Raw genomic sequence first — 17,799 nt, 5'->3', positions numbered from 1 at the left:
ATAATTCATTTTTATTTTATAGGTATTGATTGCTCTTGAGTATAAATAAACTGGGGACGGTGGAAAGTTTTGTATTTTGTGTTACCTACCACACTATTTTAGTTATCACATCATTAAATATCTTATCTAAGGCCTTATTAAAGGCCACAACAGCTGCATATGGGGTGTTTTGTTTACAAAATATTTTTTCATGGTAGTGCATTTGTTTGATAATTCCTTTTTTAGAAATATAGAAAATCATATCTACAATAACATATGATTTGTCTCCTTGAATTCTGTGGAGAAAGTTTTTAACAACTATTCTTAACTCATGTGTAGACTCATTTTCGTTATGTTTTTGTGTTATAAACCTAATTCTAGATGTGGGGTTTCCAGAAAATACTAAAGAGTAAAGTAACATGTCTGATATTGGTGATGCCCACAGGTGATATACATAGTTTTCAACCTCATTATCTCTATAGCTATAACATATTTTTTTTGTATCATATGGTGGTAAAACTTTAATATCAGAAATTAAGATTGTTGTATTTGCATTGATACCATGTTGATCTAATCTTATATCCAGTGTATGGTAAACCAAATTCTTTTTTGGCATTGATAAACAAGAATATGTAAAAGATATCGTAAATAAAAGATATAATATTTTTTTCATTTATTACTCTCCTGGTCCTGGTTTTGTTAACATACCGTCATAAATAATACTTGAAGGCCTATCTTCTATATTTGAAAGCAAAATTTTTATTTTACTGAGAGTATTCTGAATATCTTTCAATGTTTTTAAAGTTTCATCCATAACCATATTGGATTTAGCAGAAAAATCATTGGTTTTTGAAACCAATAATTTTGTTATTAATTCTTCATCTCTTCTTGTATGGTATAACAGTTTAGTAAAATCATTTGACAGGTGATTAACATTTTTTGCCATTAAGTCAACCAATCCAGGAAGTTCTTTAGAAGTTTTATAAATATTTTTAATAACTAATGAAATATCTCTATTGTGATTGGCAACATTTTCAACCACTGAATTTATATTGTCCACAGTTTTTATGAGTTTATTTACGTGCTCCTTATCCAATAAATAATTTAAATTTCTCACTAACATCTCAGCCTGTCCACTTAAACTGCTCAATGTGGTATCCAGTCTGGTAATTATTGAGGGTTCAGTTTTTATTTCTGGATAAGGCTCTTCTTCCCGTGCTGGTAATTCTTTAGAATGTCTTGATCCTCCCTTTATCTCAATACTTGCAAGACCTGTTATCCCCTGATAGGTCAAAATAGCCCTGGCATCTTCTTTAATTGGTACCTTTTTTAAGATTTTTACTGTAACATCGATTGTGTTAGGGTCCTCGCTGTCAATGGCCAGACTCTCAACTGACCCTATCTTTATCCCCTTATATTTTACAGGAGAACCAACATTTAAACCTGAAACTGATTCCTTAAACTTCACTATGTAATATTTATACTCTTTTTTGTATTTTGTATTACTTAACCATATTACCACTAAAATAAGACTTATGACACTTAATATTACAAACAGTCCAATAACTACATAATGTACATCTCTATCCAACCTGGCCTCCTAGGTATTTTTTTTAAAATATTGTTTAATCCATGGGTGATCCACATCTTTGACCTCATTTACACTACCTTGTGCTATTATCTCTCCTTTTAGAAGTACTATGATCCTGTCAACTATTGAATTAATAGTTGATAGGTCATGTGTAATCATAACTATAGTAATACCGAGTAAGTCCCTCAACTCCTTAATGGTTTTATTAAACAATTTAGATGAAACAGGATCTAATCCAGAAGTTGGCTCATCTAAAAAAAGTATCTTAGGATCCATAATAAGGGCCCTTGCAAGGGCAACCCTCTTAACCATTCCACCACTGAGTTCACTGGGATACAAAAAAATAGAATCCAAAGGAAAATTAGCCAAACTCAACTTAAATAGTCCCAGGTGTTTTATAACATCTTCATTTAAATTGGTCCTCTCCTTCAAAGGTAGGACTACATTTTGTATAACATTTAAAGAGGAAATAAGTCCTCCAGATTGAAACAATACGCCTATATCCTTTTCAATAATTTTCCTGAAATCTCTTTTCTGAGAATTTGCTTCAATACCCAAAATTTTTATAGATCCAGAATAAGGAGTAATTAATCCCAGTAACTCCCTTAAAAGTACAGTTTTTCCAGACCCACTACCCCCAATAATAGCGAAAATTTCACCTGAATTTATAAAAAAATTTAAATCACGGTGAATTTTTTTGTTATTTAATATGGTATAGAGTTTTTTAACTTGAATTATTGATTTCATATACCTACTTTTTGAAATAATATAGACAAAATAGCATCTATCACTATAACAATAAAGATAGTATTCACAACACTCATAGTAGTCTTAATACCAAGTTCATCAGAATTATATCTAACACTAAATCCTCTAAAACAAGAAATTAAAACTATTGGGACAGCAAAAATAAACCCCTTAAAAATACCAATTAAAAAAGATATTAAAGAGAGACTAGATTTTAAACGAATTAACATTGTAGTAAAGTCTAAATTCAATAAAAAATGTGAAAGATATATTCCACTTCCAATTCCAACTAAATCAGCAATAAAAATTAATAATGGCAAAGATATTAACATTGCAATTAGTTTAGGAACCACCAATAATTCCATTGGTGATACGCCAATTATTTTTAAAGAATCTATTTCCTGATTTAACATCATGGATCCTATTCTAGCAGTATACGAAGAACCTGACCTACCAGCTACCATTATGGATGTTAAAAGTGGTGCCATTTCCCTGGATATTGATAGACTTATAAGGTCAACAATAAATATATTTGCCCCAAATTTCTCAAGCTGAGCAGCTCCCTGGTAAGATAACACTATGCCAGATAACAATCCAACTAAAGATACTATTGGAATAGCATACACACCACTATTTTCAACTTCATAAAATATTTCATTAAACCGAATTTTTAGCTTTCCAAACAGTACATAAAAAAATGTAACAACAAATTCACCTAAAAAATATAAAAATTCAATGATATCGTCTTTTAATTTACAAATAAACCTACCAGTATAATATAAAATACCATTTTTCTTATTTGGATTAGTAGTATGGATTTCAAATGGCACAAAATCAATTGTGTCTATGACTCTTTTAAGTCCAGTATCTAAATTAACAATATTGAAAATAATATCTTTATTTTTAAAATCATTACAAATCTTTTTTATTGCAAAACCACCGGAAATATCAATATTATATAGATTGGTACAGTTAATATTAATCAATTGAAAATTCAATTTGGTTCTATTAAAAAAATCAAACAATTGATTTAATGTTTCAATAACCAATTCTCCATTTAGAAAAATCTCACATTTAGATTCTTTTATACTAAGTTCTATAGTGAGTTTTGGATCATTTTTTTTCATATTTTCTTCATTTTCCAATACAATTAAAATATAAAACAGCTTTCAAAAAATCAATTTTTTCAAACAGATATCAACTTGCGAATAATAAATTAAAATGTTATATTTAATATTAGTTGTTAGTTTAGTTTTTTTTCTTATACTTGGCAAGAAACTCATGTCATCAGGGGTAAAAAAAGGGGGAGAAAATGGAAGATAAATATTATTTAGCCACAACATTATGGAAAAGGGCAAAATTTCCAGTGGCTTTTACTGGTGCAGGTATCTCTGTTCCCAGTGGGATACCTGATTTTAGAAGCCCAGGAGGACTCTGGACAAAATATGATCCAATGAAAGTGGCTACTGCTGATGCAATACACTCAAATCCCAAAGGAGTCTGGGAATTTTTATTGGATACAGTTGATTTACTTGAGAAATCACAACCGAATCCAGCCCATATTGCACTTGCGCAATTAGAGGAATCTGGCAAACTAAAAGGAATAATCACACAAAATGTAGATAACCTCCACCAAAGAGCTGGTTCAAAAAGGGTAATTGAATACCACGGCAATTTTGAAAAATTTCACTGTGTCAAATGTAAAAAAAAGTACACTAAGGATAATGTTAAAGAACTTGTTTCAAAAGAAATCCCACCCTATTGTCAATGTGGCGGATTAATCAGACCAGATGTTGTATTTTTCGGAGAACCTATTCCCCATAATGCTATTATAGAATCTGATAATCTGATAAAAAATTGCGATTTAATAGTGATATGTGGGACATCTGGCGAAGTTGCTCCAGCAAATACAATACCAAGATTGGTCAAGAGAAGTGGAGGACACGTAATCGAGATAAATCTTGGTCATACTTATTATTATGATATCACTGACATAAGATTTAATGAATCCATTGAGATAGTACTACCTAAGTTAAAAGAATTAATCTTATCATGATGGATATTAACGAATTAATTAATAAGAATTTAGACTCAAAAATTTTAAAAAATATAAATTGGGAATATATACCTAAAAAAAAGACGATAGTATTTTACTTTCCACATATTTACTATAAAGAGTACTTTAAAAGTAATATTTTAAGATCAATAATAAGAAAACTAAAATCTCAGTATAATATAGACCATATAGAACTTTCACTTTCAAAAAAATTTAATAATATTATATCAGAATCAGAGTTTAAATTTACCTCAAAATACGATATAAATGCATTTTTTTATAGCAATGAAAATCATATAACAATAAATACTCTGTTAAATATTGTAAATAAAGATATTTATGATTGCAATCCAATAATTTTATTTGGACCAGATGGATCAGGAAAAACATATTTATTGAAATCTATAGGTAATTTATATTTACAAAAAATTCCTGATATTAAAATTTTTTACTTAGATTTAAAGAATGTAAACCATTTATATAAAATTAATATTTTAACTTTAAATTATGATTTAGTTTTAATAGATAATATTCATTATATTGAAAATAATATAAAAATTCAATCATTATTACTTAATATAATAAAAAAATATATATCAAATAACAACATTATTTATTGTACTACAAATAAAAAAATTTTAGATATTAATATTTCTAATAATAATTTATCATCCATCTTAAATGGTGGACTAATATTAAGGTTAAAATTGCCTAATCTAAATACTAAATCAAAATTTATTGATTACTTTTGTAGTAAATATAATCTATCTATTTCTCAATCTGAACTTTTTCAAATAGCGTTAAAATATAAAACTATATGTGATATAAAATCTCATTTATATAACATACTGGCTAGATATGAATTAAAACAAGAAAACAAATCCTTAGTTTTTAATGAAAAAACTAATAAAAATAGTTTTAATGAGATTTCTTCAAAAAAAATAATAGAAATAGTTGCCAAACATCACAAGATATCCACAAAAGATATTTTATCAAAAAGCCAGAAAAAAAATGTCGCCATTGCCAGACAGGTAGCTATTTATTTGTGCAGGGATTTACTTGGTTATTCATTGGTAAGACTTTCAAAAATCTTTAATAGAGATCACAGTACGATTTTGTACTCATTAAAAAAAGTCAATAATTTAAAATTGTTGGATAGAGATTTCGACAATATGTTGAAAGAGATGTCTAAAAAGTGTGAATATTCCTTTGATTGATTTTCACAAAAGGAAAAATATTAGAATGTATCTTATTTTTAGGTATATATTAACAATATATTTTAAATTATTTCATTAGGTTAAGCCAATTATGTACATACATACAAACTAATAATTAAAATAAAGGAAGAAGATATGAAATTATTAATCACAAGAGAAGAAATAATTAAAGGATTACAAAAGGCGTCAAGTTTAACGTCTCAAAAAACAGGAACCACTTTTTTAAAGGCGGTGTGGTTAAAATGGGGAAATAATGAGTTAAGAATTATGGCTACTGATTCAAAAATGGAATTTATAGGAACTTATAAGGCTGAGACAACGGGAGATTGTATAGTTGGAGTAAATGGTAAATCTTTTTATGAACTAATTAAAAAATTACCTCCAGGTGAAATTACTTTAACTTATTCCGATTCTGGGGAACATGAAATTATATTATTGGAACAAGGGCCAAGAAAATATAAAATATTAACTTATGATTCATCCTGGTTTAGAGATTTTGTTGATTTTCCAGAAAGTGGATATATAAAATGGCATGGTGATGAATTAAGAGAATTAATTAATAGACTATATTATTTTACTTCTGATGAGATGGATACGTATAGACGATATATAACTCTCAAAAGATATCATGAAGAAAATATTGTTGTGGCCTTTGCGCTTCTTATGCACAGTTTTGCTATGAAGAGATTTAAACATGAAGAGTTATATAATTTATTGGACCAGGAAGGATATCTTATAGATAAGATCTTTTTAAATGAACTAAAAAAATGGCTTAATAGTAATGAAATATATATTACTATTCAAGATAATAGATTATTTATTAAAGATTTAGAAAATAATGAAAATATAAGTCTACCAATTGTAAAAAAAGAATCAATTGATTATTCTGATTACCTGGAACCTTTTAATCAACCCAATATAAGCAGATTAGTTGTTAATAAAAATGAACTAAAAGATGTACTGGATAGGATATATATATTTGTATCAGATATTGATGAAATAGTAAAATTTATATTTGATGATAATGATTTGATAATCTATTGCGAGAGTGGTGACAAAGGTGAAGCCAGTGAATCAATAGCTGTAGATTTCCAAGGAAATGTTAATCAAGTTATTTTTATGATTAAACGGTTAAGAGACATTATTGATCATTTTAATTCAGAAAATATAGAGTTCCAATTTATTGGTAATGAGGGTCCATGTAAGATAACAGGTCTGGATGATTTGGATAAAGGATATATTATTATTACAATTACAATAAAAATAAAAGAAGAATATTATTATGAGGATGAGGTAGAGGAGAATTATGATGGAGAAGATTATGAATATTAATAATCCTGGTTTTAATAATGACTATACAGCAGCCAGTATAACTATTTTAGAAGGTTTAAGCGCAGTTAGAAAAAGACCTGCCATGTATATTGGCAGTCAGGATATAAACGGAGTACATCATTTAATATACGAAGTGGTTGATAATAGTATAGATGAGGCAATGGCAGGTTATTGTGATAAAATTAAGATAGTAATACACATTGATAATAGTATAACTGTCAAAGATAATGGTAGAGGAATTCCAGTTGATATACATCCTAAAGAGGGTAGACCAGCTGTGGAAGTAGTAATGACTGTTTTACATGCTGGTGGTAAGTTTGATAATCATACTTATAAAGTATCTGGTGGTCTTCATGGTGTTGGAATTTCAGTTGTTAACGCTTTGTCTGAATTTTTAGAAGTTACTATTAAACGTGATGGTAAAAGATATTATCAAAAATATTCTAGAGGTAAGCCTTTATGTGATCTAGTATGCATGGGAGAATCAAGCGATAGAGGTACTACAATACATTTTAGACCAGATGAGGAAATTTTTGAAAGTATTTATGTTAACTATGATGTTTTGAAAAAGAGATTTGAAGAATTAGCTTATTTAAATAAAGGTCTAGAAATTACTTTTATTGATGAAAGATATTCATATAAGGATGTATTTAAATTTGATGGAGGGATATATTCGTTTGTTGAGAATATAAATCAATCTTATAATACTCTACATTCTATAATTTATAATAAAAAGGAAGTTAATAATGTAATAGTAGAATTTGCAATGCAATATACAGACGATTATAAAAGTAAACTATACAGTTTTGCAAATAATATCAGGACAAAGGATGGTGGAACTCATTTGGCTGGATTTAAAGCAGCAGTGACCAAGTCAATTAATAGTTATTTGAAAAACAGTGATATTCCCAAGAAACTTAAGGTAAAAGAGAGAATTCAAGGTGAGGATATATTGGAAGGTCTTACTGCTGTTATTAGTGTAAAACTACCTAATCCCCAATTTGAAGGTCAGACAAAGACAAAACTTGGAAATAGTGAAGTAGCGGGGTATGTGCAAAGTGTTGTAAATGAAACCCTTGGACAATTTTTTGAAGAGAATCCAAAGGAAGTTTTAAATATTTTAGAAAAGGTAATTGAGACTGCAAGGGCCAGAGAGGCAGCAAAAAGGGCAAAGGATTTGGTTAAGAGAAAAAATCTCCTGTCTGATACATTTTTGCCTGGTAAGTTAACTGACTGTCAAAGTAAGAACCCAGAGGAGAGTGAGTTATTTATTGTGGAGGGCGATTCTGCAGGAGGTTCAGCAAAGCAGGGAAGGGATCCAAAATATCAGGCAATACTTCCTTTGAGGGGAAAGATTTTAAATGTGGAAAAGACCAGATTTGATAAAATGCTTAAAAATAGAGAAATTCAAAGTTTAATAACTGCGTTAGGGGTTGGAATAGGTGATGAAGAAATTGATATATCAAAATTGAGATATCATAAAATTATAATAATGACAGACGCCGACGTTGATGGAGCCCATATCAGGACATTACTTTTAACATTTTTTTACAGAAATTATAGAGAACTTATTGAAAATGGATTTTTATACATTGCACAGCCTCCTCTATACAGGGTGCATCGTGGAAAAGTAGAAAAATTTATAAACAATGAAAAAGAATTGAGAGAGTTTTTTGTGTTGTCAATGGTAGACGATATAGAGGTAACATGTGATGGGAAAAAAATAGAAAAAAAAGATATTATTTTCATTGTGAATAAATTGAATGAGTTAGAAGATAAAATTAATGACATTTTAAACTTTGGACTTCCCTATGACTTGGTTTTAAATTTACTTACTTATAATGATAATTTAAAAACTATATTTTCAGTTTCTTCTGATGAAGAAGTTTATTATCTTAAACAAAGCGATGATTTTAGAAAAATTTCTGAATACCTGGAAACACGAGAATATAAATTAGATATTTATACCACAGAAATGGATGATTTAAAAAGATATTATTTAAAGTTTATAGATATTAATAACCATGAATTTCTTTTGGGAATGGAATTTTTTAATTCAAAATTATATAAATCAAGTTATGAGGTTATACAGGTACTTAAAAACTTATCCAAAGATTTGTCTTTTAATATTAAATTTAAGGATGGAAGAGAGGAAGTTGATTTGATTTTATTTGACCTTGTAAAGAGTATTTTGAATGAAGCCAATAAACACTATAATATCCAAAGATATAAGGGTCTTGGAGAAATGAACCCTGATCAGCTCTGGGAAACAACCATGAATAGAGAAAAAAGACAGCTTTTACAGGTGACTATCAATGAGGCTGAAGAAGCCAATGAGCTATTTAGTAAATTAATGGGTGATAAGGTGGAGCCCAGGAGGGAATTTATTGAGAAAAATGCATTATCAGTTGATAATTTAGATATTTAAAAGGAGATATGGATGCTTAAAACTGTCACTATAGAAGAGGAAATCAAGAAATCATATTTGGAATATTCTTTAAGTGTAATTATTGGAAGGGCTATACCAGACGTGAGAGACGGTCTAAAACCAGTTCATAGGCGGATTTTATATGCAATGTATGAACTTGGTAATTTTTACAATCGTCCATACAAAAAATCCGCAAGGATAGTTGGTGATGTTATAGGTAAATATCATCCACACGGAGACTCAGCTGTTTACGATGCACTGGTTAGAATGGCTCAGCCATTTAATATGAGGGACCCTTTAATAGATGGACAGGGAAATTTTGGATCCATTGATGGTGATGCTCCAGCAGCAATGAGGTATACTGAATGTAGAATGTCAAGAATTGCTCATGAATTTATTGCTGATATAGAAAAAGATACTGTTAATTTTAGGCCAAATTATGATAATTCTTTAAGAGAACCAGAGGTATTACCAACAAAAATACCAAATTTAATAGTAAATGGAGCATCTGGAATAGCTGTAGGAATGGCTACCAATATACCTCCCCACAATTTAGGGGAAGTGATAGATGGAATATTATTTTGTATTGACAATGAAAATTCTACTATTGATCAAATAATGAATTATATAAAAGGTCCTGACTTCCCTACAGGTGCTTATATGTACGGCACTAAAGGTCTAAAAGATGCCTATCTAACTGGTAGGGGAACTGTTAAAATTAGAAGTAAAATACATGTGGAAACTACAAAGAAAGGTTATGAGAAAATTGTAATCACTGAAATTCCATACGGAATTAATAAGGCAAATCTATTAAGAAAAATAGCAGAATTGGTTAATGAAAACAAAATCGAAGGAATAAGTGATCTAAGAGATGAATCTGACAGAAATGGTATTAGAATAGTTTTGGATTTAAAGAAAAATTCGCTTTCTGATATAATTATTAATAGATTATACAAATACACCCCATTGGATACATCATTTGGAATTAATTTTTTATGTGTGGTTAATAATAGGCCAAAGTTAATAAATATAAAAGAATATATACATCTTTTCATAAATTTCAGGAAAGAAGTTGTTTTAAGAAGAACCAGATTTGATTTAAATAAGGCTCAGAAAAGGGCCCATATATTGGAAGGATTGAAACTAGCTTTATCCAATATAGATGAAGTAATTGAAATAATAAAGAAGTCTAAAAATCCATCTGAAGCCAAAGGGAGATTAATTGAACGATTTGGATTTACTGAAGTTCAAAGTCAGGCAATACTTGATATGAAATTACAGAGGCTTACAAATTTAGAACAGGAAAAAATTCTGGAAGAGTACAAAGAAATTATCAAAAAAATAGAGTTTTACAATAGTATAATAAATAATCCTGAAGTTCTAAAAAATGAGATAAAAAAAGAATTAATTGAGATAAAAGAAAAGTATTCCACTCCGAGAAGGACGGAAATATTGAAATATGATCCTGAAAATATTGATATAATCGACTTAATTCCCGATGAAGAAGTGGTAATTACATTGACGAAAAGGGGGTATATTAAGAGAACGCCACTTTCTGCTTTTGGTAAACAGAGAAGAGGTGGTAAGGGTATTAGTGGTTCTCAACTTAGTGATTCAGATTTGGTTCAGGATATTTTAATTGGTACAAATCACGAGAATTTGTTGTTGTTCACCAATAAAGGTAGGATGTTGGTTATAAAGGTATTTGAAATACCAGAGGCTGGGAGGAGGGCCCGTGGAACCCATGTTTCAAATTTGCTTTCTTTAAATAAAAATGAATATATAACAACTGCCTTAGTTCAACGGGAACTTGATGAAAAGGGTTTTTATCTGTTTGTAACAAAAAAAGGGATGGTTAAGAAAACAGGCATATCTCAATATAAAAATGTTCGTTCAAGGGGTATTATAGCCATTAATTTAAGGGAAGACGATGAGCTAATTTCAGTAAAAGAAATTGATGATAGTTGCCAGATTATGTTATTAACTAAGTTTGGATTTTCTATTAGGTTTAAATGTGATGATATAAGGGAAGTTGGAAGAAATGCAATGGGAGTTAAAGGTATATCTCTAAGAAATGGGGATATTGTTGTATCTTGTGTGGTTATTGACTATGATAATGATAATTATTTAATTACAGTAACTGAAAAGGGAAGTGGTAAGAGGACCATATTAAATAATTACAGACTTCAAAATAGAGGTGGTAAGGGAATTATAAATATTAAACCCACAGAAAAAACTGGGTTTGTTGTTGGAGGAACCCTAGTAAAAGAAACTGATCAGATACTAATCTTGACCAAAATGAGTAAATTAATAAGAATAGATGTAAAAGATGTTAATATTTATGGTAGAAATGCAAAAGGTGTGAAATTAATTAACCTTGATCAAGATGATAAAATTATAGGTTTTGATAAAATATCCACTTAAGTAAATTCAATATGAAAAAAATCATAGGAAATAGCTCTAAATTAAAAGAGGCTCTAAAAATAGTGAAAAAGGTGGCTAATACTGATACTACTGTATTAGTTACTGGAGAATCTGGAACTGGGAAGGAACTTTTTGTGAGAGAGATACATAAAAGGAGTAAAAGATCTAACAAACCATTTGTACCTATTAATTGCGGAGCAATTCCCAAAGAATTATTGGAATCAGAGTTATTTGGACATGAAAAAGGTGCTTTTACCCATGCAATTAGATCCAGGCCTGGACGCTTTGAATTGGCAAATGGTGGCACTCTATTTTTAGATGAAATTGCTGAATTGGATGTATATTTACAGGTTAAACTTTTAAGAGCTATCCAGGAAAAGGAATTCGAAAGGGTTGGTGGAATAAAGACAATAAAAGTAGATGTGAGAATAGTAGCGGCTACAAATAAAGATCTGGAAAATGAAGTGCAAAAAGGAAATTTTAGAGAGGATTTGTTTTATAGATTAAACGTGGTTAATGTACATATACCTCCACTTAGGGAGAGAAAAGAGGATATTTTGCTTCTAGCAAATCATTTTTTAAGTAGATTCTGTGTTCAAAATAGAAAAAACAAATTGAAATTTCATAAGGAAGTTGAAGATGCCTTGGTAAATTATTCATGGCCAGGAAATGTAAGGGAATTAGAAAATTTAATGGAGAGATTAACTATATTGTGCGAATCAGATACTGTTTATTTAGAAGACCTACCTTTAAAAATTTTAAAAGATCCAAATTTATCAAAATCAAAAGAACATGTTAATGATTCAGGGGTAGAATTTCAATACCCAACACTTAGCACTTTAAAAAAATTAGATATGAATTTAAAGGACTTACTTGAAGAGATAGAGAATAAATTAATAATTGAAGCATTGGAGAGAAGCAAAGGTGTGAAAAACAGGGCAGCACAACTGCTTGGTCTAAAAAGAACTACATTGATAGAGAAACTCAAAAAGAAAAAAATAAAGGTATAATTATTGCATTAAAATTTAAGAAATTTCCTCCCAATTGAGGATTTTTATGAGAAAGATTATAGTATTTATCCTTTTTTTGATTTTCTCACTAAACACCACTGGTGTCTATTCCCTGACTTATTACTGGGGTGTTCACCCTGACAAAGAGAGAATAGTCTTTAAGTTTGAGAAAAAAATTCCTACACGTTATAGAATATATCAAAAGGGTCCCACACAAATAGAATTAAGTATTCCCCCTGTTTTTTTTAAGCAAGAAAATCTTCCAGGATCTACTAATGTCAAAAATATGTCATTGATTTCAAAAATCATTGTTAATCCAGAGGGATCCATTGAAATTATTACAAAGGAGAAGAACCCTAAATTTACCTACTTTGAGATAGGTGAAGAGAATAAATTAGTCATAGATATTATGAAACAAAAAAAAAATAAAAATAAAAATAAAACTTTAACCCCCCAAAAAAAAATAGATAGATCATCTCCTAAAATTAACACCTTAAATTCTACTAGAGTTTCTTCAAAAGAAAAGCAAATAGATTTACAACCTAATAGTGATGCTAATAGTTCAGATAATTTACTTAATAACAATTTATCTAACCATACAGAAAAGATTGAAGATAATAAAACCAAAAATAATTTTACAAGAAAGAGTATTAATTTTCCAAACTGGAAGATTAAAGGAAAAATCGATAAAAATGCAACTATTTATAATCCTAATAATATTTTTTTTAATGATACTAATGAAAATAATTTAATTAAGTCCAATTTCAAAATTCCCAAAAAAGAAAACAAAATGTATTATACATATAAAATGAGAAGAAAAATAAATCAAAAAATTAATATATCATCTGAGAATAAGACTATAAAGGCAAATATTAATTTAAATAAATTAAATCAAAAGAATATTAAAAACTTTTCTAATAACACTAAAATTGTAGAAAATAAAAAAAATATTCAAACTGAAACAGTATCAGCAAATAATACCAATTCACAAATGGAATCAAATGCTACTGCTAAAGTAAACTATTCTGATAAATTATTTCAAATAAAACTTCAGATAAATAATGGTGAATTGGAAACAGCAATGCAAGGTTTAGAAATTCTATATAATGATGTAAATTTACCAATTAAATATAGAGAAGAAGTTTTATATTATCTATCTGATGTGTATTTTCAATTATATAACGATAAATTAAAAGAAAACTATATTAAGATTTCCAGTGTGTTAAACGAAGCAATAAATCTATTTCCAAAATCAATGTATTTACCCATATGGTTACTGAAGTTGTGTTATTTAAATATACAGGTTGGAAATATTGAGGAGGCAAAAGGTTATTTTTCTCTTTTAAAAAGCAAATATCCTAAATCTTCCTTTGTTGCCGATGGATATTATTATTGGGGTGATTATTATCTATCAAAAAAAGATTATATCCATGCAATGGAAAGCTTTAAGACAATTGTAGAAGAGTATCAATCAAGTAAAGTTGTAAAAAATGCAGCAATTAAATTATCTAGGGTACTGTATAAACTTCAAATGTATCAGAAATCCTGGATTGTTATGAAATATTTAGAACAGAGATGGCCTCTTTTTTATCAAAAAGCTCCTGATATTTTAAAACTTGCTGGTTTTATTGCAATGTTTAATAAAAAATATGATACATCTCTTCAATATTATTGGAAATATTACAATATAGTACCAAAGATAGAGGATGCAGATACTGTTTTAACCAGGATTGGAGATTTATATTTAAAGAAAGGTGAAGTTCCTTATGCAAAGAAGATGTATTTATATGTAGCAACAAAATATCCTGATAAGGAAGGTGGTCTAATTGCCAAGATGAGGCTTGCAGAAGAGGGAATTTATGATGAACCAACAGTAAAAGATATGTTTACAGTATTTGATAGACCTTATAATCTTAGACCAGTTAAGATTTATACAGAAATTGTATCAAAACATCCAAAAAGCCCTTTAGCTCCTTTGGCTCAATTAAAGTTATCCATGTGGTATCTGTGGAAAAAGGACTATCAGGATTCTTTAAAGGCAGTTAAAAAATTTTACCAAATGTTTCCTGATTCAGAGTTAAAACAAAAGGCTATGGAAGTGGGATACGTAGCCCTTAATTCCATAATTAAAAAGGCAATAAAAGACAATATGTATACTTTGATATTGTCCATGTGGGATAAATACAATTTTTTGCATGATATGTCAAAGATAGATCCCTCTACTAGAATAGCTGTGGCAATATCTTTGTGGAGGACTGGAAGTCCATACAGGGGACTTCAAATGGCAAGGCCATTAATTGAGAAGTCAGATTCAAAGGAGAATTTTCTTGCTTCACTTGAGCTAATCTTGAATATTTATTTACAGAGCGAGTCATGGAAAGAGATTGAGACCCTTGGTGATAGATTTTTATCAGATAAGAGATTGACTCCAGCTCTTAAATCGCAACTTAAATATGGCTATGTGCTTGCAAAGATAAATCAGGGGAGGGGAGAAGAAGCTATACCCTATTTAAAAGAACTTGCCCTTGATGATAATATATCAGAGAAGCAAAGGGCATATGTCTTTTATTTTCTGGCAAAAGAGGAGTTAAAGAGAGAAGATCTGGAAAAGGTGTATATCTATGCACAAGAAGCCCTTTCAATATTCCTTAAAAAGGATAAAAACAATCCCCATATTTCTGAATGTTTTAACATGTTGATTAATGTTACTGAGAGATCTGGCAGGACATTGGAAGCAATTGAATGGGCACTTAGATATAAAAGATATATTCCAAAAGATTCTCCATTACTTCCATCTATGGAGTACAAACTGGCTGAGCTTTACTTAAAGGCTGGATACGCTGACAGATGGAAAAAGATTTTATCAAGTATTAAACAAAATTATCCAGGGACATTTTATGGGGAATTGGCATCTAATGAATTAAAGGGTATAATTCTAACAGAAGAAGCAAAAAAATATATTCAATAGCTTCATTAGGAGGGGTTATGGAGAGAAGACCAGTTTATGCGGGACAATTTTATCCCGCAGATAAAAAAGAATTATTAGCTATGTTAGATTCTTTTTTTATAGAAGTTGAGGAACATGAGAAAAAGGATATAATTTTAACAATGCTCCCACACGCTGGATATGTTTTTTCAGGAAAAACAGCGGGTAAAACTTTAAGTTATGCTAAAATTAAAAAAAATGTTATTATACTTGGCCCAAACCATACTGGAATTGGTACAAACTTTTCAGTATGGCATGAAGGGAGATGGGACCTTCCTTTAGGTTATTTGGATGTAAATAACGAATTAAGTAATAGGTTACTTGAAAATATTCAGGAATTGGTTCCAGATTTTTCCGGTCATCTAAGGGAGCACTCTTTAGAAGTAATAATACCTTTTTTGTGGAAAATAGATTCAGAGATAAAGATAGTGCCAATATCCATTATGGAACCAAGGTTAGAAAAATTGATCCAAGTTGGTGAGTCAATTGCCAATATAATTAGAGATGAAGACGTAACTCTAGTTGTCAGTTCTGATATGAGTCATTTTATAAGTCATGATAGGGCCAAGATTTTAGATAAAATTGCCATTGACCAAATTTTAAGAATTGATCCACAAGGGTTGTACACAGCAGTTAGGCAAAATAACATAAGTATGTGTGGCATATTTCCAATGACTGTAGGCCTTGCTGCAGCAAAAGCTTTAGGGGCAAAGCGCGGTGAATTAATTGATTATACCACTTCTGGAGAAATCACTGGAGATTTTCATCGAGTGGTTGGTTATGCTGGAGTATTGGTTTATTAAAGGAATAGCCAGGTTAAGGAGGATTAATGATAGCAATTATAGACTATTTGGCAGGTAATCTAACAAGTGTTAAAAGGAGCCTGGATTTTCTTGGAATTGAGAGTGAGATTACAGATGACCCAAAAAAAATAGGAGAAAGTATAGGAATTATTTTTCCTGGAGTTGGAGCTGCTGGCTCTGCCATGAAAAATCTTATATCAAAGGGATTGGACCAGATCCTAAAAAGAGAAGCATCAAAAGGAAAGCCCCTTTTGGGTATCTGCCTGGGTAGCCAGATTATTTTAGATTTTAGTGAAGAAAATTCAACTGAATGTCTTGGACTGATTCCAGGTAAGTGTATCAGGTTTTCAGACTCCCTTAAAGATGAGACGGGAAATTCAATAAATATTCCCCACATGGGATGGAATCAGGTCTATATAAAAGAAGAAAATCCCTTATTTGAGGGTATTGAAAATGGAATGGATTTTTATTTTGTCCATGGGTACTATCCCTTTCCACATAAAGAATATGTACTTGGAACAACTACTTATGGAATAGAATTTTGTTCTGTCCTGGGAAAAGAACCACTATGGGCTGTACAGTTTCACCCGGAGAAGAGTGGTAGATTTGGTCTAAAAATTTTAGAGAATTTTTATAGATTTTGTAAAAAAAATTGATATTGGAGTAGTGTTTTTATGCTTTGCAAAAGAATTATACCATGTCTGGATGTTAGGGATGGAAAATTAACAAAGGGTATAAAATTTAAGGGCAATATAGATATAGGAGATCCCGTTGAGTCAGCCAAAAAGTATTATTTAGAAGGTGCAGACGAAATAGTGTTTTACGATATTACAGCATCCCATGAAGGACGGGGAATAATGCTTAAAGTGGTAGAAAAAGTGGCTTCCCAGATATTTATTCCCTTTTCAGTTGGTGGGGGCATAGCAAGTGTAGCAGATATGCGGGATGTTTTACTTGCTGGAGCTGAAAAGATATCTGTTAACTCAGCAGGTGTAAAAAATCCAAAAATAATAAGCGATGGTGCAGACGCATTTGGGTCCCAGTGTGTTGTGGTTGGTATGGATGTTTTAAAAGTTCAAAAGTCAGAGCAGATACCATCTGGATATGAAATAGTTATTCACGGTGGTCGAAAGAGAACAGGCATTGATGCCCTGTGGTGGGCAAGGGAAGTGGAGAGACTTGGGGCAGGAGAGATATGTCTGAACTCCATTGATGCAGATGGGACA

Annotated in this window: 14 protein-coding genes; 10 read left to right on the top strand and 4 right to left on the bottom strand. The window is 30.1% G+C overall.

Features of this window, described 5'->3' with window-relative positions:
• Positions 1 to 85 precede the first annotated feature (85 nt).
• From ACYQ0O_RS12350 to ACYQ0O_RS12335, 4 genes are read right to left on the bottom strand one after another with little or no spacing between them, the layout of a single operon-like run.
• Complete coding sequence (locus ACYQ0O_RS12350; RefSeq protein WP_459893522.1) at positions 86 to 652, bottom strand: hypothetical protein; 567 nt, start codon at positions 650 to 652, stop codon at positions 86 to 88.
• Positions 653 to 655: 3 nt separating this feature from the next.
• Positions 656 to 1,570: an MlaD family protein gene (locus ACYQ0O_RS12345; protein ID WP_459893520.1), complete on the bottom strand. Its 915-nt coding sequence runs from the start codon at positions 1,568 to 1,570 to the stop codon at positions 656 to 658.
• A gap of 9 nt (positions 1,571 to 1,579) precedes the next feature.
• Positions 1,580 to 2,317 (bottom strand): ABC transporter ATP-binding protein, encoded by a 738-nt coding sequence (locus ACYQ0O_RS12340; protein WP_459893517.1) that lies wholly within the window; start codon positions 2,315 to 2,317, stop codon positions 1,580 to 1,582.
• Positions 2,314 to 3,444, bottom strand: a complete 1,131-nt coding sequence (locus tag ACYQ0O_RS12335) for an MlaE family ABC transporter permease (RefSeq protein WP_459893515.1) — start codon at positions 3,442 to 3,444, stop codon at positions 2,314 to 2,316. Before ACYQ0O_RS12335 ends, ACYQ0O_RS12340 begins: the two co-directional genes overlap by 4 nt.
• A gap of 185 nt (positions 3,445 to 3,629) precedes the next feature.
• Between ACYQ0O_RS12335 and ACYQ0O_RS12330 the strand changes: the two genes are divergently transcribed.
• From ACYQ0O_RS12330 to hisF, 10 genes are all read left to right on the top strand, one after another.
• On the top strand, positions 3,630 to 4,373 hold the full coding sequence (locus tag ACYQ0O_RS12330; protein WP_459893512.1) for an SIR2 family NAD-dependent protein deacylase: 744 nt from the start codon (positions 3,630 to 3,632) through the stop codon (positions 4,371 to 4,373).
• The gene (locus ACYQ0O_RS12325; RefSeq protein WP_459893510.1) at positions 4,370 to 5,590 is read left to right on the top strand and encodes a helix-turn-helix domain-containing protein; all 1,221 of its coding nucleotides are present in this window, start codon (positions 4,370 to 4,372) and stop codon (positions 5,588 to 5,590) included. Before ACYQ0O_RS12330 ends, ACYQ0O_RS12325 begins: the two co-directional genes overlap by 4 nt.
• Before the next feature lie 135 nt (positions 5,591 to 5,725).
• Complete coding sequence (locus ACYQ0O_RS12320) at positions 5,726 to 6,922, top strand: DNA polymerase III subunit beta (protein WP_459893508.1); 1,197 nt, start codon at positions 5,726 to 5,728, stop codon at positions 6,920 to 6,922.
• Complete coding sequence (gene gyrB / locus ACYQ0O_RS12315) at positions 6,900 to 9,350, top strand: DNA topoisomerase (ATP-hydrolyzing) subunit B (RefSeq protein WP_459893506.1); 2,451 nt, start codon at positions 6,900 to 6,902, stop codon at positions 9,348 to 9,350. The genes ACYQ0O_RS12320 and gyrB overlap by 23 nt, the downstream gene beginning before the upstream one ends.
• A gap of 12 nt (positions 9,351 to 9,362) precedes the next feature.
• Positions 9,363 to 11,774 carry a DNA gyrase subunit A gene (gene gyrA, locus ACYQ0O_RS12310; protein ID WP_459893504.1) on the top strand — a complete coding sequence of 804 codons (2,412 nt, stop codon included), beginning with the start codon at positions 9,363 to 9,365 and terminating at the stop codon, positions 11,772 to 11,774.
• An 11-nt stretch (positions 11,775 to 11,785) separates the two neighbouring features.
• Positions 11,786 to 12,784, top strand: coding sequence for a sigma-54 interaction domain-containing protein (locus ACYQ0O_RS12305; RefSeq protein ID WP_459893502.1), 999 nt, complete (start codon positions 11,786 to 11,788; stop codon positions 12,782 to 12,784).
• Positions 12,785 to 12,830: 46 nt separating this feature from the next.
• Complete coding sequence (locus tag ACYQ0O_RS12300; RefSeq protein ID WP_459893500.1) at positions 12,831 to 15,752, top strand: tetratricopeptide repeat protein; 2,922 nt, start codon at positions 12,831 to 12,833, stop codon at positions 15,750 to 15,752.
• 17 nt (positions 15,753 to 15,769) lie between these two features.
• Positions 15,770 to 16,573: an AmmeMemoRadiSam system protein B gene (gene amrB, locus ACYQ0O_RS12295; protein WP_459893498.1), complete on the top strand. Its 804-nt coding sequence runs from the start codon at positions 15,770 to 15,772 to the stop codon at positions 16,571 to 16,573.
• A gap of 26 nt (positions 16,574 to 16,599) precedes the next feature.
• Entirely contained in the window at positions 16,600 to 17,229 is a 630-nt protein-coding gene (gene hisH / locus ACYQ0O_RS12290) for an imidazole glycerol phosphate synthase subunit HisH (protein ID WP_459893495.1), read from the top strand.
• An 18-nt stretch (positions 17,230 to 17,247) separates the two neighbouring features.
• The coding region (gene hisF / locus ACYQ0O_RS12285) for an imidazole glycerol phosphate synthase subunit HisF (RefSeq protein ID WP_459893493.1) at positions 17,248 to 17,799 on the top strand (552 nt) is incomplete at its 3' end.

The sequence above is a fragment of the Desulfothermus okinawensis JCM 13304 genome (assembly GCF_054654515.1).
The sequence above is the reverse complement of the archived record's forward strand: the minus strand, read 5'-3'. Positions and strand labels throughout refer to the sequence as shown.

Excerpts from the sequence above, each read along its gene's own strand:
- gyrA (WP_459893504.1), top strand. The coding sequence starts at position 9,363 with ATGCTTAAAACTGTCACTATAGAAGAGGAAATCAAGAAATCATATTTG.
- amrB (WP_459893498.1), top strand. The coding sequence starts at position 15,770 with ATGGAGAGAAGACCAGTTTATGCGGGACAATTTTATCCCGCAGATAAA.
- ACYQ0O_RS12320 (WP_459893508.1), top strand. The coding sequence starts at position 5,726 with ATGAAATTATTAATCACAAGAGAAGAAATAATTAAAGGATTACAAAAG.
- ACYQ0O_RS12340 (WP_459893517.1), bottom strand. The coding sequence starts at position 2,317 with ATGAAATCAATAATTCAAGTTAAAAAACTCTATACCATATTAAATAAC.
- gyrB (WP_459893506.1), top strand. The coding sequence starts at position 6,900 with ATGGAGAAGATTATGAATATTAATAATCCTGGTTTTAATAATGACTAT.
- ACYQ0O_RS12305 (WP_459893502.1), top strand. The coding sequence starts at position 11,786 with ATGAAAAAAATCATAGGAAATAGCTCTAAATTAAAAGAGGCTCTAAAA.
- ACYQ0O_RS12330 (WP_459893512.1), top strand. The coding sequence starts at position 3,630 with ATGGAAGATAAATATTATTTAGCCACAACATTATGGAAAAGGGCAAAA.
- ACYQ0O_RS12300 (WP_459893500.1), top strand. The coding sequence starts at position 12,831 with ATGAGAAAGATTATAGTATTTATCCTTTTTTTGATTTTCTCACTAAAC.
- ACYQ0O_RS12350 (WP_459893522.1), bottom strand. The coding sequence starts at position 652 with ATGAAAAAAATATTATATCTTTTATTTACGATATCTTTTACATATTCT.
- hisH (WP_459893495.1), top strand. The coding sequence starts at position 16,600 with ATGATAGCAATTATAGACTATTTGGCAGGTAATCTAACAAGTGTTAAA.
- ACYQ0O_RS12335 (WP_459893515.1), bottom strand. The coding sequence starts at position 3,444 with ATGAAAAAAAATGATCCAAAACTCACTATAGAACTTAGTATAAAAGAA.
- ACYQ0O_RS12325 (WP_459893510.1), top strand. The coding sequence starts at position 4,370 with ATGATGGATATTAACGAATTAATTAATAAGAATTTAGACTCAAAAATT.